Source organism: Trebonia kvetii (assembly GCF_007827045.1).
Lineage (GTDB): Bacteria > Actinomycetota > Actinomycetes > Streptosporangiales > Streptosporangiaceae > Trebonia > Trebonia kvetii.
This window is the reverse complement of the sequence record NZ_RPFW01000002.1, coordinates 674142-688162: the sequence shown is the minus strand read 5'-3', so window position 1 is coordinate 688162 and position 14021 is coordinate 674142. Positions and strand designations below refer to the sequence as shown.

Annotated in this window: 12 protein-coding genes; all 12 read left to right on the top strand. The window is 68.8% G+C overall.

From position 1 onward, the window contains the following. Positions 1 to 21: 21 nt before the first annotated feature. On the top strand, positions 22 to 1053 hold the full coding sequence (locus EAS64_RS11820; RefSeq protein ID WP_145852967.1) for an ABC transporter permease: 1032 nt from the start codon (positions 22 to 24) through the stop codon (positions 1051 to 1053). Then, entirely contained in the window at positions 1034 to 1933 is a 900-nt protein-coding gene (locus EAS64_RS11815; RefSeq protein ID WP_145852966.1) for an ABC transporter permease, read from the top strand. Before EAS64_RS11820 ends, EAS64_RS11815 begins: the two co-directional genes overlap by 20 nt. Then, positions 1930 to 2937 carry an ABC transporter ATP-binding protein gene (locus EAS64_RS11810; RefSeq protein ID WP_222849228.1) on the top strand — a complete coding sequence of 336 codons (1008 nt, stop codon included), beginning with the start codon at positions 1930 to 1932 and terminating at the stop codon, positions 2935 to 2937. Before EAS64_RS11815 ends, EAS64_RS11810 begins: the two co-directional genes overlap by 4 nt. 116 nt (positions 2938 to 3053) lie before the next feature. Further along, positions 3054 to 4046, top strand: a complete 993-nt coding sequence (locus tag EAS64_RS11805; protein ID WP_246115633.1) for an ABC transporter ATP-binding protein — start codon at positions 3054 to 3056, stop codon at positions 4044 to 4046. A gap of 95 nt (positions 4047 to 4141) precedes the next feature. Next, complete coding sequence (locus EAS64_RS11800; RefSeq protein WP_145852963.1) at positions 4142 to 5065, top strand: TIGR03560 family F420-dependent LLM class oxidoreductase; 924 nt, start codon at positions 4142 to 4144, stop codon at positions 5063 to 5065. A gap of 301 nt (positions 5066 to 5366) precedes the next feature. After that, a complete protein-coding gene (locus EAS64_RS11795) occupies positions 5367 to 6899 on the top strand; it encodes a hypothetical protein (RefSeq protein WP_145852962.1) in 1533 nt (510 codons plus the stop codon). A 4-nt stretch (positions 6900 to 6903) separates the two neighbouring features. Continuing rightward, complete coding sequence (locus EAS64_RS11790) at positions 6904 to 8004, top strand: methionine synthase (RefSeq protein ID WP_145852961.1); 1101 nt, start codon at positions 6904 to 6906, stop codon at positions 8002 to 8004. Beyond that, positions 7997 to 9199, top strand: coding sequence for a methionine adenosyltransferase (gene metK / locus EAS64_RS11785; protein ID WP_145852960.1), 1203 nt, complete (start codon positions 7997 to 7999; stop codon positions 9197 to 9199). Before EAS64_RS11790 ends, metK begins: the two co-directional genes overlap by 8 nt. Positions 9200 to 9844: 645 nt before the next feature. After that, positions 9845 to 11254: an ABC transporter substrate-binding protein gene (locus EAS64_RS11780; RefSeq protein WP_145852959.1), complete on the top strand. Its 1410-nt coding sequence runs from the start codon at positions 9845 to 9847 to the stop codon at positions 11252 to 11254. A 16-nt stretch (positions 11255 to 11270) separates the two neighbouring features. Then, complete coding sequence (locus EAS64_RS11775; protein ID WP_145852958.1) at positions 11271 to 12170, top strand: branched-chain amino acid ABC transporter permease; 900 nt, start codon at positions 11271 to 11273, stop codon at positions 12168 to 12170. Beyond that, the gene (locus EAS64_RS11770; RefSeq protein WP_187365849.1) at positions 12167 to 13312 is read left to right on the top strand and encodes a branched-chain amino acid ABC transporter permease; all 1146 of its coding nucleotides are present in this window, start codon (positions 12167 to 12169) and stop codon (positions 13310 to 13312) included. Before EAS64_RS11775 ends, EAS64_RS11770 begins: the two co-directional genes overlap by 4 nt. Next, a complete protein-coding gene (locus tag EAS64_RS11765; RefSeq protein ID WP_145852956.1) occupies positions 13309 to 14019 on the top strand; it encodes an ABC transporter ATP-binding protein in 711 nt (236 codons plus the stop codon). Before EAS64_RS11770 ends, EAS64_RS11765 begins: the two co-directional genes overlap by 4 nt. The last annotated feature ends 2 nt before the right edge of the window (positions 14020 to 14021 follow it).

The window sequence follows — 14021 nt, the reverse complement described above, 5'->3', positions numbered from 1 at the left end:
GAAAGAAGGGCTCGATTATTCATGGCGCTGGCACAGCAAATCCAGCTCCAGGACGGCACCGGCGCGCGGGAATCCGCGCGCCGGGTCGCCGGCTCGCCGGCCTTGCGGCTGGCGGGCCGGCGTTTGCTGGCCGCCATCCCGGTGCTCATCGGTGTCACGTTCCTGACGTTCGCCGTCATGAGCACGCTCCCCAACAACACCGCGCAGGCGATCCTCGGACTGCAGGCAACCCCAGGACAGGTCGCCGCGCTCAACCACACCCTCGGCCTTGACCAGCCGTTCCTCGAGCGGTACTGGCATTGGCTGATCTCCGTGCTGCACGGGAGCCTCGGCACGTCCATCGGCGGCGTGAGCGTGAACCACGAACTGGCCATCCACCTGCCGGCCACCCTGGAACTGCTGATCTACGCGCTGGTGGTCTCGCTCGCGCTGTCGATCGTGGTGGCCGTGCTCGCGGCGCGCAAGCCCAACGGCATCGCCGACCGGTTCAGCCTCGCGGTGAGCATGCTCGGGCTGTCGATCGCCCCGTACGCGTTCGCGTTCTTGCTCATCATCGTCTTCGCGGTCAAGCTCAACTGGTTCCCCGTCATCTCGGGTTCCGTCGGCACCACCCCCGCGTCGTTCTTCAAGGCGCTGACGCTGCCCGCCGCCGCGATCGGCTTCCCGCTGTTCGCCATCTACACCCGGCTGCTGCGTGCCGACCTCGTGGAGCAGATGCAGCGCGAGGACTACATCGTGACGGCGAAGGCCAAGGGCATCACGCCCTGGAACGTTCTCGTCAAGCACGCGCTGCGCAACTCCATGTTCACCCTCATCACCGTCGTCGGCCTGAACCTGGGCGGCCTGGTGGGCGCGACGGCCATCATCGAGACGATCTTCTCGGTGCCGGGCATCGGCAACGACCTGCTGACCGGCATCGGCAACCATGACGTGCCGCTTGTCGAGGGAATCGTGCTGATCTTCGCGCTCGTCACGGTACTCGGCAACCTCCTCGCCGACCTGGCGTACGCGGTACTCGACCCAAGGATCCGGTATGGCAATTCCAATTCCTGACGCAATGCTCTCGACCGCGGCGCCGCCGCCACTGCCCTCGCTTGTCAGCGCGCGGCAGCTGCGGGCGCAGCGGATCGGCCGCGCGCTGCGGCTGTGGGTGCCCGCCGGGATCCTGATCGTAATGCTCGCCCTGTGCTTCCTGTGGCCGATCGTCTACCACCTGCCCTCGGCCACCAACGGCAACATCATCGAGGCGCAGGAGCCGCCGTTCTCGCCCGGCCACTGGCTCGGCACCGACGCGGTCGGCGTCGACATCTTCTCCCAGCTCGTGTACGGCGGCCGGGTGGCGTTCGAGGTCAGCGCCGCGACCACGCTCATCGGCATGGTGATCGGCATGGCGCTCGGCGTCACGGCCGGCTACGTCGGCGGCTGGACGGACGCGGTGATCTCCCGGGTGCTCGACATCCTCATCGCATTTCCCGCCCTGGTGCTCGCGCTGGTGATCGCCGAGGGACTCGGGCCGAGCGAGCTGCACGTCATCTGGGCGCTCGCGGTGTTCAGCATCCCGGCGTTCGGCCGCGTCTCGCGCGGCGCGACGCTGGTGGTGCGGGGGCTGCCCTACATGGTCGCCGCCCGGCTGGCGGGTACGCGCGGCTGGAAGATCATCGCGCGGCACGTGCTGCCCAACATCATGCCGGGCATCGTGACGTTCAGCCTGCTCGGCATCGGCATCGTGATCATCCTTGAGGGCGCGCTCGACTTCCTCGGCTACGGAATCCCGGCGCCCGGGGCCAGCTGGGGCTCCATGATCGCGAACGGTCAGCAGGTGCTGACGGCTCAGCCGGAATACGTGGTGATCCCGAGCATCGTGCTGCTGATCACCGTGGTCGCGCTGAACATGCTCGGCGACGCGCTGCGCGAGCGGTGGGGAGTCCAGTGAGCAGTCTGCGAACGAACGGCTCCCTCCTGGAGGTCGAGGACCTGCGAGTCGCGTTCGCGGCCGGCGGGCGAGAGGTCCGCGCCGTCGACGGCGTGAGCTACAAGGTCGACGCGGGCAGCACGCTGGCCATCATCGGCGAGTCCGGCTCGGGCAAGACCGTCGGCTGCCGCGCCATCATGGGCCTGCTGCCCGCCGGCGCCGCGATCAGCGGCTCCGCCCGGCTGCGCGGCACCGAGCTGATCGGCCTGTCGGATGCGGCGCTGCGCAAGCACCGCGGCAGCGACATGGCGATGGTGTTCCAGGACCCGGCCAGGTCGCTCAACCCGACGATGCGGGTCGGCGCGCAGATCACCGAGGCGATCAGGACGCACCGCAAGGTCAGCAGGTCCGAGGCGCACGTCCAGGCGGTCGAACTGCTCCGCCTGGTCCGCATCCCGGCCGCCGACCGGCGCTTTTACGAGTACCCGCACCAGCTGTCGGGCGGCATGCGCCAGCGCGTGGTCATCGCGATGGCCCTCGCCTGCCGGCCGAAGCTGCTGATTGCGGACGAGGCCACCACGGCGCTCGACGTGACCACGCAGGCGCAGATCATGGAACTGCTGCTCGAACTGCAGCAGGAACTGGACATGGCGCTGATCTTCATCAGCCACGACCTGGGCCTCGCCGCGTCCTACGCCGACGAGGTCATCGTCATGTACGCGGGCAAGATCGTGGAGCAGGCGCCGGCCAAGCGGCTGTTCGGCGCCGGCGGGACCGTCAAGATGCGGTACACCAGGGCGCTGCTCGACGCGATCCCGCACCTGGAGCGGCCCGCGCACACCGAGCTGCCCGTGGTCAGCGGCCGTCCGCCGGACCCGACCATGCTCCCGCCCGGCTGCTCGTTCGCGCCGCGCTGTCCGAGCGCCGCCGACGACTGCCGGACCACCGCGCCGGGGCTGATCGAGCACGCTCAGAGCCACCGGTGGGCCTGCTGGCATCCATGTGAGAACGGAGGTGCGGCGTGACGCAGGCACCCAGCGATAGTGCGGGGGTTCCAGGGGGTCGTCCCCCTGGGGGGAGTACTGACAGTGCGGAAAAGAAGCCACTGCTGTCGGTACGGGACCTAGTCCAGGAGTTCGTCGTGCGCCAGGCCGGCGGCACCAAGGGCGGCGTCGTGCAGGCCGTCTCCGGCGTGTCGTTCGACATCATGCCGGGCGAGACGCTCGGCATCGTGGGCGAGACCGGGTCGGGCAAGTCGACGCTCGCCCGCGCGGTGCTGCAGGCGCCGCGGCCGAAGTCCGGCTCGGTCCGCTTCCGCGACATGGAGCTGACCAGGCTGAGCGGCAGCGCGCTGATCTCCGCGCGGCGGCACCTGCAGTTCGTCTGGCAGGACCCGTTCGGTTCGCTCGACCCCAAGTGGCAGGTGCGCTCCATCGTCGAGGAGCCGCTCGCCGCGCACCGGGCGGGCGACAGGAACGCGAGACGCAAGCGCGCCGATGAACTGCTCGACCTGGTGGGCCTCGACCCGGCCAGGTACGCCAAGCGGCACCCGCGCGAACTGTCGGGCGGACAGGCGCAGCGTGTCGCCATCGCGCGCGCCGTCGCGCTCGAGCCGTCGCTCCTCATCTGCGACGAGGCGGTCTCCTCGCTCGACGTGCTCATCCAGGCGCAGGTGCTCAACCTGTTCGAGCGGCTCCGCCGCGAGCTCGGCCTGTCCTACCTGTTCATCGCGCACGACCTGGCGCTCGTGAAGCAGGTGAGCGACCGGGTGGGCGTCATGTACCTCGGCAAGTTCTGCGAGGTCGGCCCGGGCGAGTCGGTGTACAAGCAGCCGCTGCACCCCTACACCAAGGCGCTGCTCGACTCGATCCCGTCGACCGAGCCGGGGGCGGCGCGGGCCACCGCGACGCTCACCGGCGAGCCGCCGTCGCCGATCTCGCCGCCGTCCGGGTGCCGGTTCCGTACCCGCTGCCCGCGGGCGCAGGAGGTGTGCGCGTCGGAGGTGCCGCAGCCGCGCGAGCTCGGCCCCGGGCACCTGGTGGCCTGCCACTTCCCGCTGGCCCAGTCCGCGCCCGCCGGCCAGGCGATGGTGCCGCAGGACACGACGCCGACGACGGCCAAGGCACAGCGCTAGGCGCCCGTCACCGTCCCACCTCGAACGATCGTACGGAACGGGTGCGGGTTACACCGCACCCGCACCGCTTCACCTCTATCCGAAAGGAACGGCCGATGCGGCTGCGGATTCTGCTCGAACCGCACCACGGCGCCAGCTACGCGCAGATCCTGGCCCTGGCGACGGCGGCGGAGGAGGGCGGCTTCGACGCCTTCTTCCGCTCCGACCACTACCTGGGCATTGACGCCGACGACACCACCTACCAGCCGACCGACTCCTGGACGACCCTGGCGGGCTTGGCCGTGCAAACGCAGCGGGTCCGCCTCGGCACGCTGGTCAACGCCAGCACGTTCCGGCTGCCGGGGCAGCTCGCCGTCGAGGTCGCCACGGTGGACCAGATGAGCGGCGGGCGCGCCGAACTCGGCATCGGCGCCGCCTGGTACGAGCGGGAGCACAACTACTTCGGCATCCCGTTCCCGCCGCTCGGCGAGCGGTTCGACCGGCTCGAGGAGCAGTTGGCGATCCTGACCGGCATCTGGGACACCAAGCCAGGGGAGCGGTTCAGCTTCGAGGGCAAGCACTACCAGGTGCGCGACTGCGCCTCGATCCCGCGCTTCGCGTCCCGGCCGAAGATCATCATCGGCGGCGCGGGCGCCAAGCGCACCCCCACCCTGGCCGCCAAGTACGCCGACGAGTTCAACGGAGCGCTCGGCCTTGACCTGCGGGAGCGGTACGCCAACTTCAGGCGGGTCTGCGAGGAGGTGGTCGGTCGCGACCCGGCCGGCATCCGGCTGTCCGCCACCGTGCCCACCTGCATCGGACGAGACGCGGCCGACCTGGAGCGGCGCAAGGAGTCGCTCGGCGAGCCGGGCGCCCGGCTGCTGCAGGCCGGGGTCACCGGCTACGCGGACGACCTGATCCGGGTGATCGAGGACCTGGCGACCCAGGGCGCGGACACCGTCTACCTCCATGTGTACGGGCCGTCCGACGTGGCGCACATCGAACTGCTCGGCGAGCAGGTAGTCAGCCGTTTCCGTTAATACGGTCTCTGACCAGGAGGTATTGCGACAGGCCCGACGATCGTCGGGCCTGTTGTCATTTGTGCGGCTGACACAACGCCCTCGCGGCGAAGCTTGTGCAGCGGGCGGATGTCCGCGCGCATTCGCTGAGGCAGCATGAGGAACGTGCAAGATAGCCAGGACAACCCGCCGCAGTTGTGCGCGGCCACCAAATTCGGTGCCGAATTCGGTGTGCAAAGCACTGGCGCGGAAATTACTGGCTCGCGAGTCATAAAATTCGTCTCTTTTCATGCGGGGAATTCCCGTGGAATGCGCTGCACCTGTGGAGATTGACATCAGGGCGGTCCGGCGGCTGCGCGAGTCCGCGGGCGCGCAGGCGGCCATCGAGCCGATGGTCGAAGCGCTGTGCCGGTACGAGGTCGACCTGACGGCGGTGCGCGCGGTCTGCGACTGGATCCAGTACCGGTCGAACTTCCGCGAGATCGCGATGGTCAGGCCGGTGCTCGCCACCGACGCCGCTCTCCTTGCCAGCACTGGCGCCGCCCAGGCCTCGGTTGAGGGCTACGAACTCGCCATGGACCTGCGGCGCTGCGCCCGCCCGGAGACGGACGTCGCCGCCGAGGTGACCGCGGCGCTGTCCGACGCGGTGCACGTCACCGACGGCACCGGCGCCGGGGTCGGCGGACTGGGCGGCGGTGCGGGCGACCGGGTGTGGCTCGAGCCCTGGGTGCCCGGCTCGGCCAGCTGCGTCTGGCGGTTCAACGCGCTGTACTGGCAGGCGCTGGCCGCCTGGGAGAAGGCGACCGGCAAGGAGTACGAGCAGTCGCTGCCCGGCGGTGAGTCCGACGCACGCAACGCCGCCGCCGCCCGCGAGGTCATCCTCGACCTGTTCTCCTGCTGGGACGAACTGGCCTCGCGGCGCGCCCTGCCCGAGGAGCTGTATGTCATCGAGCTCGGCGTGGGCAACGGCGGGCAGGCCCGCACCTGGCTCGATGAGTTCGCCGAGCTCGACCACCGGCACGGCCGCGACTACTACCGGCGGCTCCACTACCTGATGGGCGATTACTCCGCGCACGTGCTCGACCGGGCCCGCGCCGAGGTGGCGCACCACGGCAACCACGTCTCCGGCCTGGTCCTCGAGGCGACCAAGCTGTCGGGCTCCGTCGGGTTCCTGGCCGGCAAGGCGTTCCTGGTCTACATCTCCAATGTCTACGACAACCTGCCAAGCGACGAGGTCGCGGTCATCCGCGGCCGGACCTACCTGGTGCAGACCAGGTCCTACCTGCCGGGCGCGGCCGCGGATGAGATCGCCGCGGGCTTCGGGCTCGGCCGTGCCGAGATCGCCCAGCTCACCGAGCGGCTGCTGCGGATCGGCCCCGAGCTGCTCGCCGAGTCGCTGCCGGAGAAGTTCACCGACACGGGCCAGGCGGTGCAGTTCTGGCGTGCGGTCTGGCAGGCGCTGCGCCAGGCGGAGCGCTACGTGCCGCTGCAGGGACTCGACACCTACCTGATCACCCCGGCGGTGACCGGCGAGATCCTCCGCCCGCTGCTCGCCGCGGAGGGCAACGTGCGGATGCACGTGTCGAACGGCGCGCTGTCGTCGTTCGCCGACACGCTGCCGCTGCTGCACCCGTTCGGCCGGATGGTCTGCCACGACCTGTTCACCACGCGGCCGGGCGACTACCGCGACGGCTTCTTCGGCCCCGGCAAGTACGACGGCTCCGTCGTCAACTGGGTGAACGGCCCGCTGCTGCAGCTGATCGCCAGCCGCCGCGGCTTCGACGTGCGGTTCTCGACGTTCAAGCAGCGGTCCGCGTCCAACGTCAAGACGCTCACGGTCCAGGTCAGGGACTGAGCCGATGACGCTGATCGAGAACGAGGACCGCCCGCTTCCGCTGCTGCCGACCACGGTGGTCGGCTCCTACTCGGTGCCGGAATGGCTTGAGCGGCTCAAGACCGAGTTCTACCAGCGGCGGATCAGCGCGGCCCACCTGGCAGAGATCCACGAGGTGGTCATCAAGGCCGCGATCAAGGACCAGGAGCAGGCGGGCATCAACATCGTGTCCGACGGCGAGCTGCGCAGGGACAACGACATCGACTACTTCCTGGCCAGGATCCCCGGCGTGCACATCGCGCAGCGGGCCAAGTCGGACTACTACGACTACTACGAGGCCGAGGTCAGCGCGCCGCTGCCGGAGGGCGACAAATCGGCACTAGGCCTGGCCGCGGACTACGAGTTCACCCGCGCGCTGACCGACCGGCCGGTGAAATTCTCCTTCACCGGCCCGTTCTCGCTGTCGCGGCGCCTTGACGGCGGCGCCTATGCCAGCCCGGACGATCTGGTCCGGGCCCTGGCCAGGCGGCTCAATACCGAGGCGCGCGCGCTGACCGACGCCGGGGCCCTCTTCCTCCAGATCGACGAGCCGTTCCTGGCCGGCTATCCGGACCAGGCGGCGCTCGCCGTCGAGGCGGTCAACATCGTCACCGACGGCGTGCCCGCCACCTGGGCGCTGCACGTCTGCTACGGCAACCGCTACGCCCGCCCGTCCTGGGAGGGCCACTACGACTTCCTGTTCCCCGCGGTGCTCGAGGCCCGCGTCGACCAGCTCGTACTCGAATTCGCCCGCAAGGGCCTGGAAGACCTCCGGCTGATCAGGGAGTACGGCTGGCCGAAGGCGCTCGGCCTCGGCGTGATCGACGTCAAGTCGCCCGCCGTGGAAAGCCCGGAGCTTGTCGCCGCCAGAATCGGACGGGCGCTTGAGTACATCGACGCCGAACGGCTGATGATCAATCCCGACTGCGGGCTGCGTCACCTCGCACCGGATGTGGCGCGGCGGAAGCTGCGCGCTATGGTATCTGGCGCGGCGATTGTCCGGTCAGAGCTAGGCCCACAACCGAATAGCCTTTCTCCCGTCCCGGGAGACAGCGACTCCCAGATCTCAGGAGACAGCCATGGATAGCGGATTCCTCTTCACTTCCGAGTCGGTGACGGAGGGGCACCCGGACAAGATCGCCGACCAGATCTCCGACGCGGTGGTCGACGCCGCCCTCGCCGGTGACCCGCTGTCCCGGGTCGCCTGCGAGACCATGCTGACCACCGGGCTGATCGTGGTGGCCGGCGAGATCACCACCGCCTCGACGATCGACTACGCGGCCGTCGCCCGCAAGGTCGTCAACGAGATCGGCTACAACAACGGCGAGTACTACTTCGACGGCAACGCGGTCGGCGTGATCGTCGCCATGGACCGGCAGTCACCGGACATCGCCCAGGGCGTGGACACCGCGCACGAGGGCCGGGTCGGCGGTTCCGAGGACCCGCTCGACCGGATCGGCGCAGGCGACCAGGGCATGATGTTTGGCTACGCGACCAACGAGTCGCCCGAGTACATGCCGACCCCGATCATCCTGGCGCACAAGCTGTCCAAGAAGCTGTCCGAGGTCCGCCACTCCGGGCTGCTGCCCTACCTCCGCCCGGACGGCAAGACCCAGGTGACGGTGCGCTACGACGACGCGGGCAAGCCGGTGGAGATCGAGAAGGTGCTCATCTCCACGCAGCACCAGGACGGCGTGGAGTCGAAGCTGCCCGAGGCGCTGTGGGAGGAGGTCGTCACCCAGGTGCTGCCGGGCGATCTGTACGATCCGGCCCGTCTCCGCGACGAGTTCTACGTCAACCCCACCGGGCGGTTCGTCATCGGCGGCCCGGTCGGTGACACCGGGCTGACCGGCCGGAAGATCATCGTCGACACCTACGGCGGCTTCGCGCGGCACGGCGGCGGCGCGTTCTCCGGCAAGGACCCGTCGAAGGTGGACCGCTCGGCCGCCTACGCCGCCCGGTACGTGGCGAAGAACATCGTCGCGGCAGGCCTCGCCGACCGCGCCGAGGTTCAGGTCGCCTACGCGATCGGCGTTGCCAGGCCGCTGTCGCTGCTCATCGAGACGTTCGGCACCGAGAAGATCTACCGCAAGACCATCGTCGAGCTGGTCCAGGACAACTTCGACCTGCGGCCAGGCGCCATCCTGCGCGACCTCGACCTGCGCCGTCCGGTCTACCAGCCGACCGCCGCCTACGGCCACTTCGGCCGTACCGGCGACGGCTTCACCTGGGAGCGGACCGACAAGGCCGACCAGCTCCGCACGCAGGCGGGCCTGGCTTAGTTTCCCTTCAGGCACGACGCGTGCCCCGCGATCCGCGGGGCACGCGTCTTTTTTTCTGCATTGCATAAAGCCGGCGCTTAAGGAATTCCGCAGGTATTCCGATTGGAGATGCCACGCATCGCAGGGATTGATGCATGGTGGCCCGCGCGCTCCGGCCTGCCGGTGACGACGCGGTGACGGACGGGCGCGTGGCGGCAAATGATGTTCTTGATGTTACTCCAGTTAATCAGAGTGACGAAAATCCTTGTGGCCGGCCGTAGTAATCGGCCCGGTGAGTTTGGCGGACCGGGCATTGTCCGGGGTCAGCAGCCATGCGATCGTCGCCGTTAAGCCGGGCCCGGCGCGGGGCGGTCCAGGGCGCGAAGGAGGATTGATAAGCGGCGAAACGTGATGAAAACGTTCTCTGCGGGGGGATGACCCGTCCGCACCGCATGGCGATAATCCCAGAAGAACACCTGATAGCTGCTTGAACTCAAATCACCTAGGTCACCATGGAAAGCAGTGCAAAGAAGCGCCGTTTACTCGTGGGATGTCGACGGTCTCTTCTTCGGCTAGCTCCCGGGTGTAATGGCGGCCTGACAGGCAAAGCCAGGCACCCGTTCGGAAGAAAAATGTTTCTCCGTTAGCCACCAGAAGGCAGAACACATGAATAGATCCTTCCACTGGAGTGCGCGGACGGCGGCGACCGCCGTCGCGGCGCTGTCGCTTGGCGTCCTTGCCGCGTGCAGTTCCAGTTCCACGACGAGTAGCCCGCCGGCATCGTCGAGCGCCCCGGCCGCGAGCAGCTCCGCCCCCGCCTCCTCGTCGGCGTCGAGCACGGCGAGCGCGGGCGCGGTCGACACCACCACGTGCGGCACGAAGCCGGGTGTCGCCGCCACCGGCACGCCGATCAACCTCGGAACGATCAACACCGACCAGCCAGGCACCTCGTTCACCGACATCGCGAACATGGCGCAGGCCTACTTCAACTGCGTGAACGCGAACGGCGGCGTCAACGGCCACCCGATCAAGTACTTCATCAAGACCGAGCAGACCAACCCGTCGCAGATCGGGTCGGTGTCCAAGGAGCTCGTGCAGAGCGACCATGTGGTCGGCATCGTAGGCAACACCTCGATTCTCGAGTGCACGATCGACCACAAGTACTGGGAGGGCCTGGGCTACGACATCATCGACTCGGGCATCGCGCCGGAGTGCTGGTCGACCTCGAACAGCGCCGCGGTCAACATGGGCCCGCGCTACAGCTCGGACGGCGCGGTCCAGTACGTGATCAACACGGTGAAGGTGGACAAGGTCGCATTCGACCAGTCGAACGTTCCCGGCACCGACTACATCGCCGCCGGCCCGAAGGCCATCGCCGCGGCCGCGAACGTGCCGATCCAGACGTTCACCACCAACGTGCCGATCCAGAGCGCGAACTCCGTCGCTCTGCAGCTGGTCCAGGCGGCAGGCAAGAACGGCGCCGTGGTGCTGAACTTCACCCCGCCTGAGGCGCTGAAGATCCTGCAGGCCGCGGCCAAGCTGCACATCCAGAACAACGTCAAGGCGTGGGGCTGCTCCACCCCCTGCGACACCGACTTCCTGGCCAGCGCGCTCGGCACCGCCTTCGACAACAAGCTGTTCATCAACGCGGAGCTGACCCCGGCCGACGGGACCAACACGGCGACGATGAACCTGTACCGTGCCATCCTCAAGCAGTACGGCTCGAACGTCTCCGGCGGCATCGGCTCGTTCAGCCAGTTCGGCTTCGTCGAGGCCCGGCTGGCGGTGCAGGCGCTTGAGACCATCACGGGCGACTACACCGTGCAGTCGGTGAACGCGGCGTTCAAGGCGCTCAAGAACGCCAACACCGGCATGCTCTGCGGGCAGTTCACCTACGGCAACTACCCGATGCACATCCCGAACAACGCGGACTACACCGTCACGCCGAACAAGGGCCAGATGCTGCTCGTCCCCGGTTCCGGATGCCTGAACATCTCCACCGACGACCCGCAGATCGCGCAGTACGTCAAGCTCGCGGGCCGTGCGCCGGCGGACGCGACGTCGCTCGGCGCCTGACAGTAAACAAGGAACAATGCCAAGCTGGTCTGAACTCGAGCCGTTCATCATAAGCGGTCTCGCCCTGGGCGGGGTGTATGCCCTGTCCGGGGTGGGGCTGGTTGTCCTCTACCGCGCTACGGGCGTGCTTTATCTTGCGTTCGGCGCGGTGGGGGCGTTCGGCGCGCTCATCGCGTGGTCCATGGTCCAGGGCGGGATCCCGCAGTGGATCGCGTGGATCGTGTGCATCCTGTTTGGCGGCGTGGTTACGCTCGGCTACGGGACGGTCTTCGGACCGCCCCTGGCCGCGCGTGGCCCGCTTGTCCGCGCGGTGGCCACGCTGGGCCTCACCCTGATCCTCGCCGGGGCGATGGACCTGCTGTGGACCACGAGCGGCGGACAGGCGCGGTCGCTCCCGCTGCCAACGGACGGCGGTGGCTTCACCGTCGCCGGCATCCAGGTGACCTGGACCGAGGTGATCGGGGTCGCCGCAGGGGTGGCGCTGACCGTGGGCACCGGGGCGTTCCTCAGGTACACCAAGCTCGGCACCGCGATGCGGGCGATGGCCAACGACCGGGAGATCACCGCGACGCTCGGGGTACCCGTGCGCCGGGTCGAGGCGGCCGCCTGGTTCGGCTGCGGAGTGCTGGCCGGCATCGCCGGGCTGCTGCTGCAGGATCTCGTCTCGCTCGACGCCACCACGCTCACCTACCTGGTGATCTCATCGCTGGCCGCCGCGCTGATCGCACGGCTGCGGTCGATCACCATCACGTTCGTGGCGGCGCTCGTCATCGGGATGATCCACGACATGGCGACGACCTTCACCGCGCTGTCCAACTACCGGGACATGACACCGTTCGTGCTCGCCGCAGTCGCGCTGCTATGGGTATCGCGGCACCAGACGGTCATGGGCCGCTCCGGCGAGGAGGCTTCGTGATCGACACCACGGGAGCCGAGGACACCGCCGCCGCCGCGCAGCGGCGCCAGCTGCTGCGCGTCCCCGATAACCCGGTAAGGCTTGGGGTGGCGGCCGCGCTGGTCCTGTTCGTGATCTTCGGGCTCCCCGGGTTCATGAACGGGTACTACACCGGCTACCTGACCCTGGCCGCCATCTACGCGGTCGTCGCGCTCGGCCTTGGGGTACTCGTCGGAAGGGTGGGCCTGTTCTCGCTCGGCCAGGGCGCCGTGATCCAGATCGGCGCCTGGACCGGGGCGCGCCTGCTGTACGCCACCACGCAGCCGTATCCCGTCGTGCTGATCGAGGCCGGCCTGGTCACCATGCTGATCGGCACCGCGATCGGGCTGCCCGCGCTGCGGATGCGCGGACTGTACCTGGCGCTGATCACGCTGATGCTGGCCGGCGCCATCACGGTCATCCTGGCCACGGTGAACTTCCCCAACGGCGGCGGTGGCTTCAGCGGCTACAACGGCAATTCCGTGCACATCCCGCCGATCAGGCGGCCCTCGATCGCCGGCACCGACCCCGCGTACTTCCGGTTCGCGGTCGTGGTCGCGCTGGTGATGTTCGCTCTTGTCTTCCTGCACCTGCGCACTGGGCCCGGCCGGGCCTGGGCGGCGATCAGGCAGAGCGAGCCCGCGGCGCTGGCGGCCGGCATCAACGTGACGTTCTACAAGCTGTGGGCGTTCGCGCTCGCCTCGTTCATCACCGGCGTGGCGGGCGCGGTGCTCGCCGGACAGGCGCACTACCTGTACTCCATCAACTTCACCACCCAGGACTCGATCATCCTGCTCGCGGTGGCGCTGATGGGCGGCGTGTTCAACTTGTGGGGCGCGGTGATCGCGGCGCTGCTGATGCAGTTGCTTCCGGCCATCCTGCAGAACCTCGGCGTGGCCTTCGACTGGCTCACCATCGTGTTCGGTATCGGCGTTCTCCAGGTGCTCACCACCGCGCCGGCCGGCCTCGCCGACCAGTTCCCTAAGGACATGAGGCGACTGTACAGGCTGATCAGCCGGCTGTGGCGGCGGCCAGCCGGGGCACATCGCGCGGGCGCGCCAGTCTCGGGCGGCTCAGCCACGGGCGGCACTGCTGCGGGCACGAAGGGCGGCGACACGGCATGATCGAGGTCACCGACCTCACCGTCAGGTACGGCGGCGTGACGTCGCTCGACGGCATGAACCTGCACTTTGACAGCGGGGTGTGCGGGCTCATCGGCCCCAACGGCGCGGGCAAGACCACGTTCTTCAACGTGCTGTCCGGCTTCGTCAGGCCTGCCGCCGGCTCGGTCACCGCTTTCGGCGACGACCTGCTGCGCATGGCGCACTTCCGCCGGGCCCGGTGGGGCATCCGCCGCACCTTCCAGACCGAGCAGGCGATCTCCGCGCTCAGCGTCTACGACAACGTGGCGATGATTCACTCCGCGATGCGCGGGGCCGCCCGCCGCGCGGACGTGCTCGCCGCGATCGAGTTCGTGGGCGGCGGCATCTCGCCGGACGCGAAGGTCGGGTCGCTCACCGCCGGCCAGCGGCGCCTCGTCGAGGTGGCGCGCGCCGTCGCGGGCAAGCCGCGCCTGGTGCTGCTCGACGAGCCGGCCGCCGGCCTGCCCGACAGCGAGACCGAGCACCTGACCGGCGTCATCAAGAACATCCCCGAGCACACCGGCGCGCTGACCATCCTGGTCGACCACGACATGTCCCTGGTCTCCGCGGTCTGCGGCACCACCGCCGTGCTCGACTTCGGCAAGCTGATCGCGTCGGGCCCGACCGCGCAGGTGCTGCGCGACGAGAACGTGATGCGCGCCTACCTCGGAACGGCGGAGGTGATCTAACC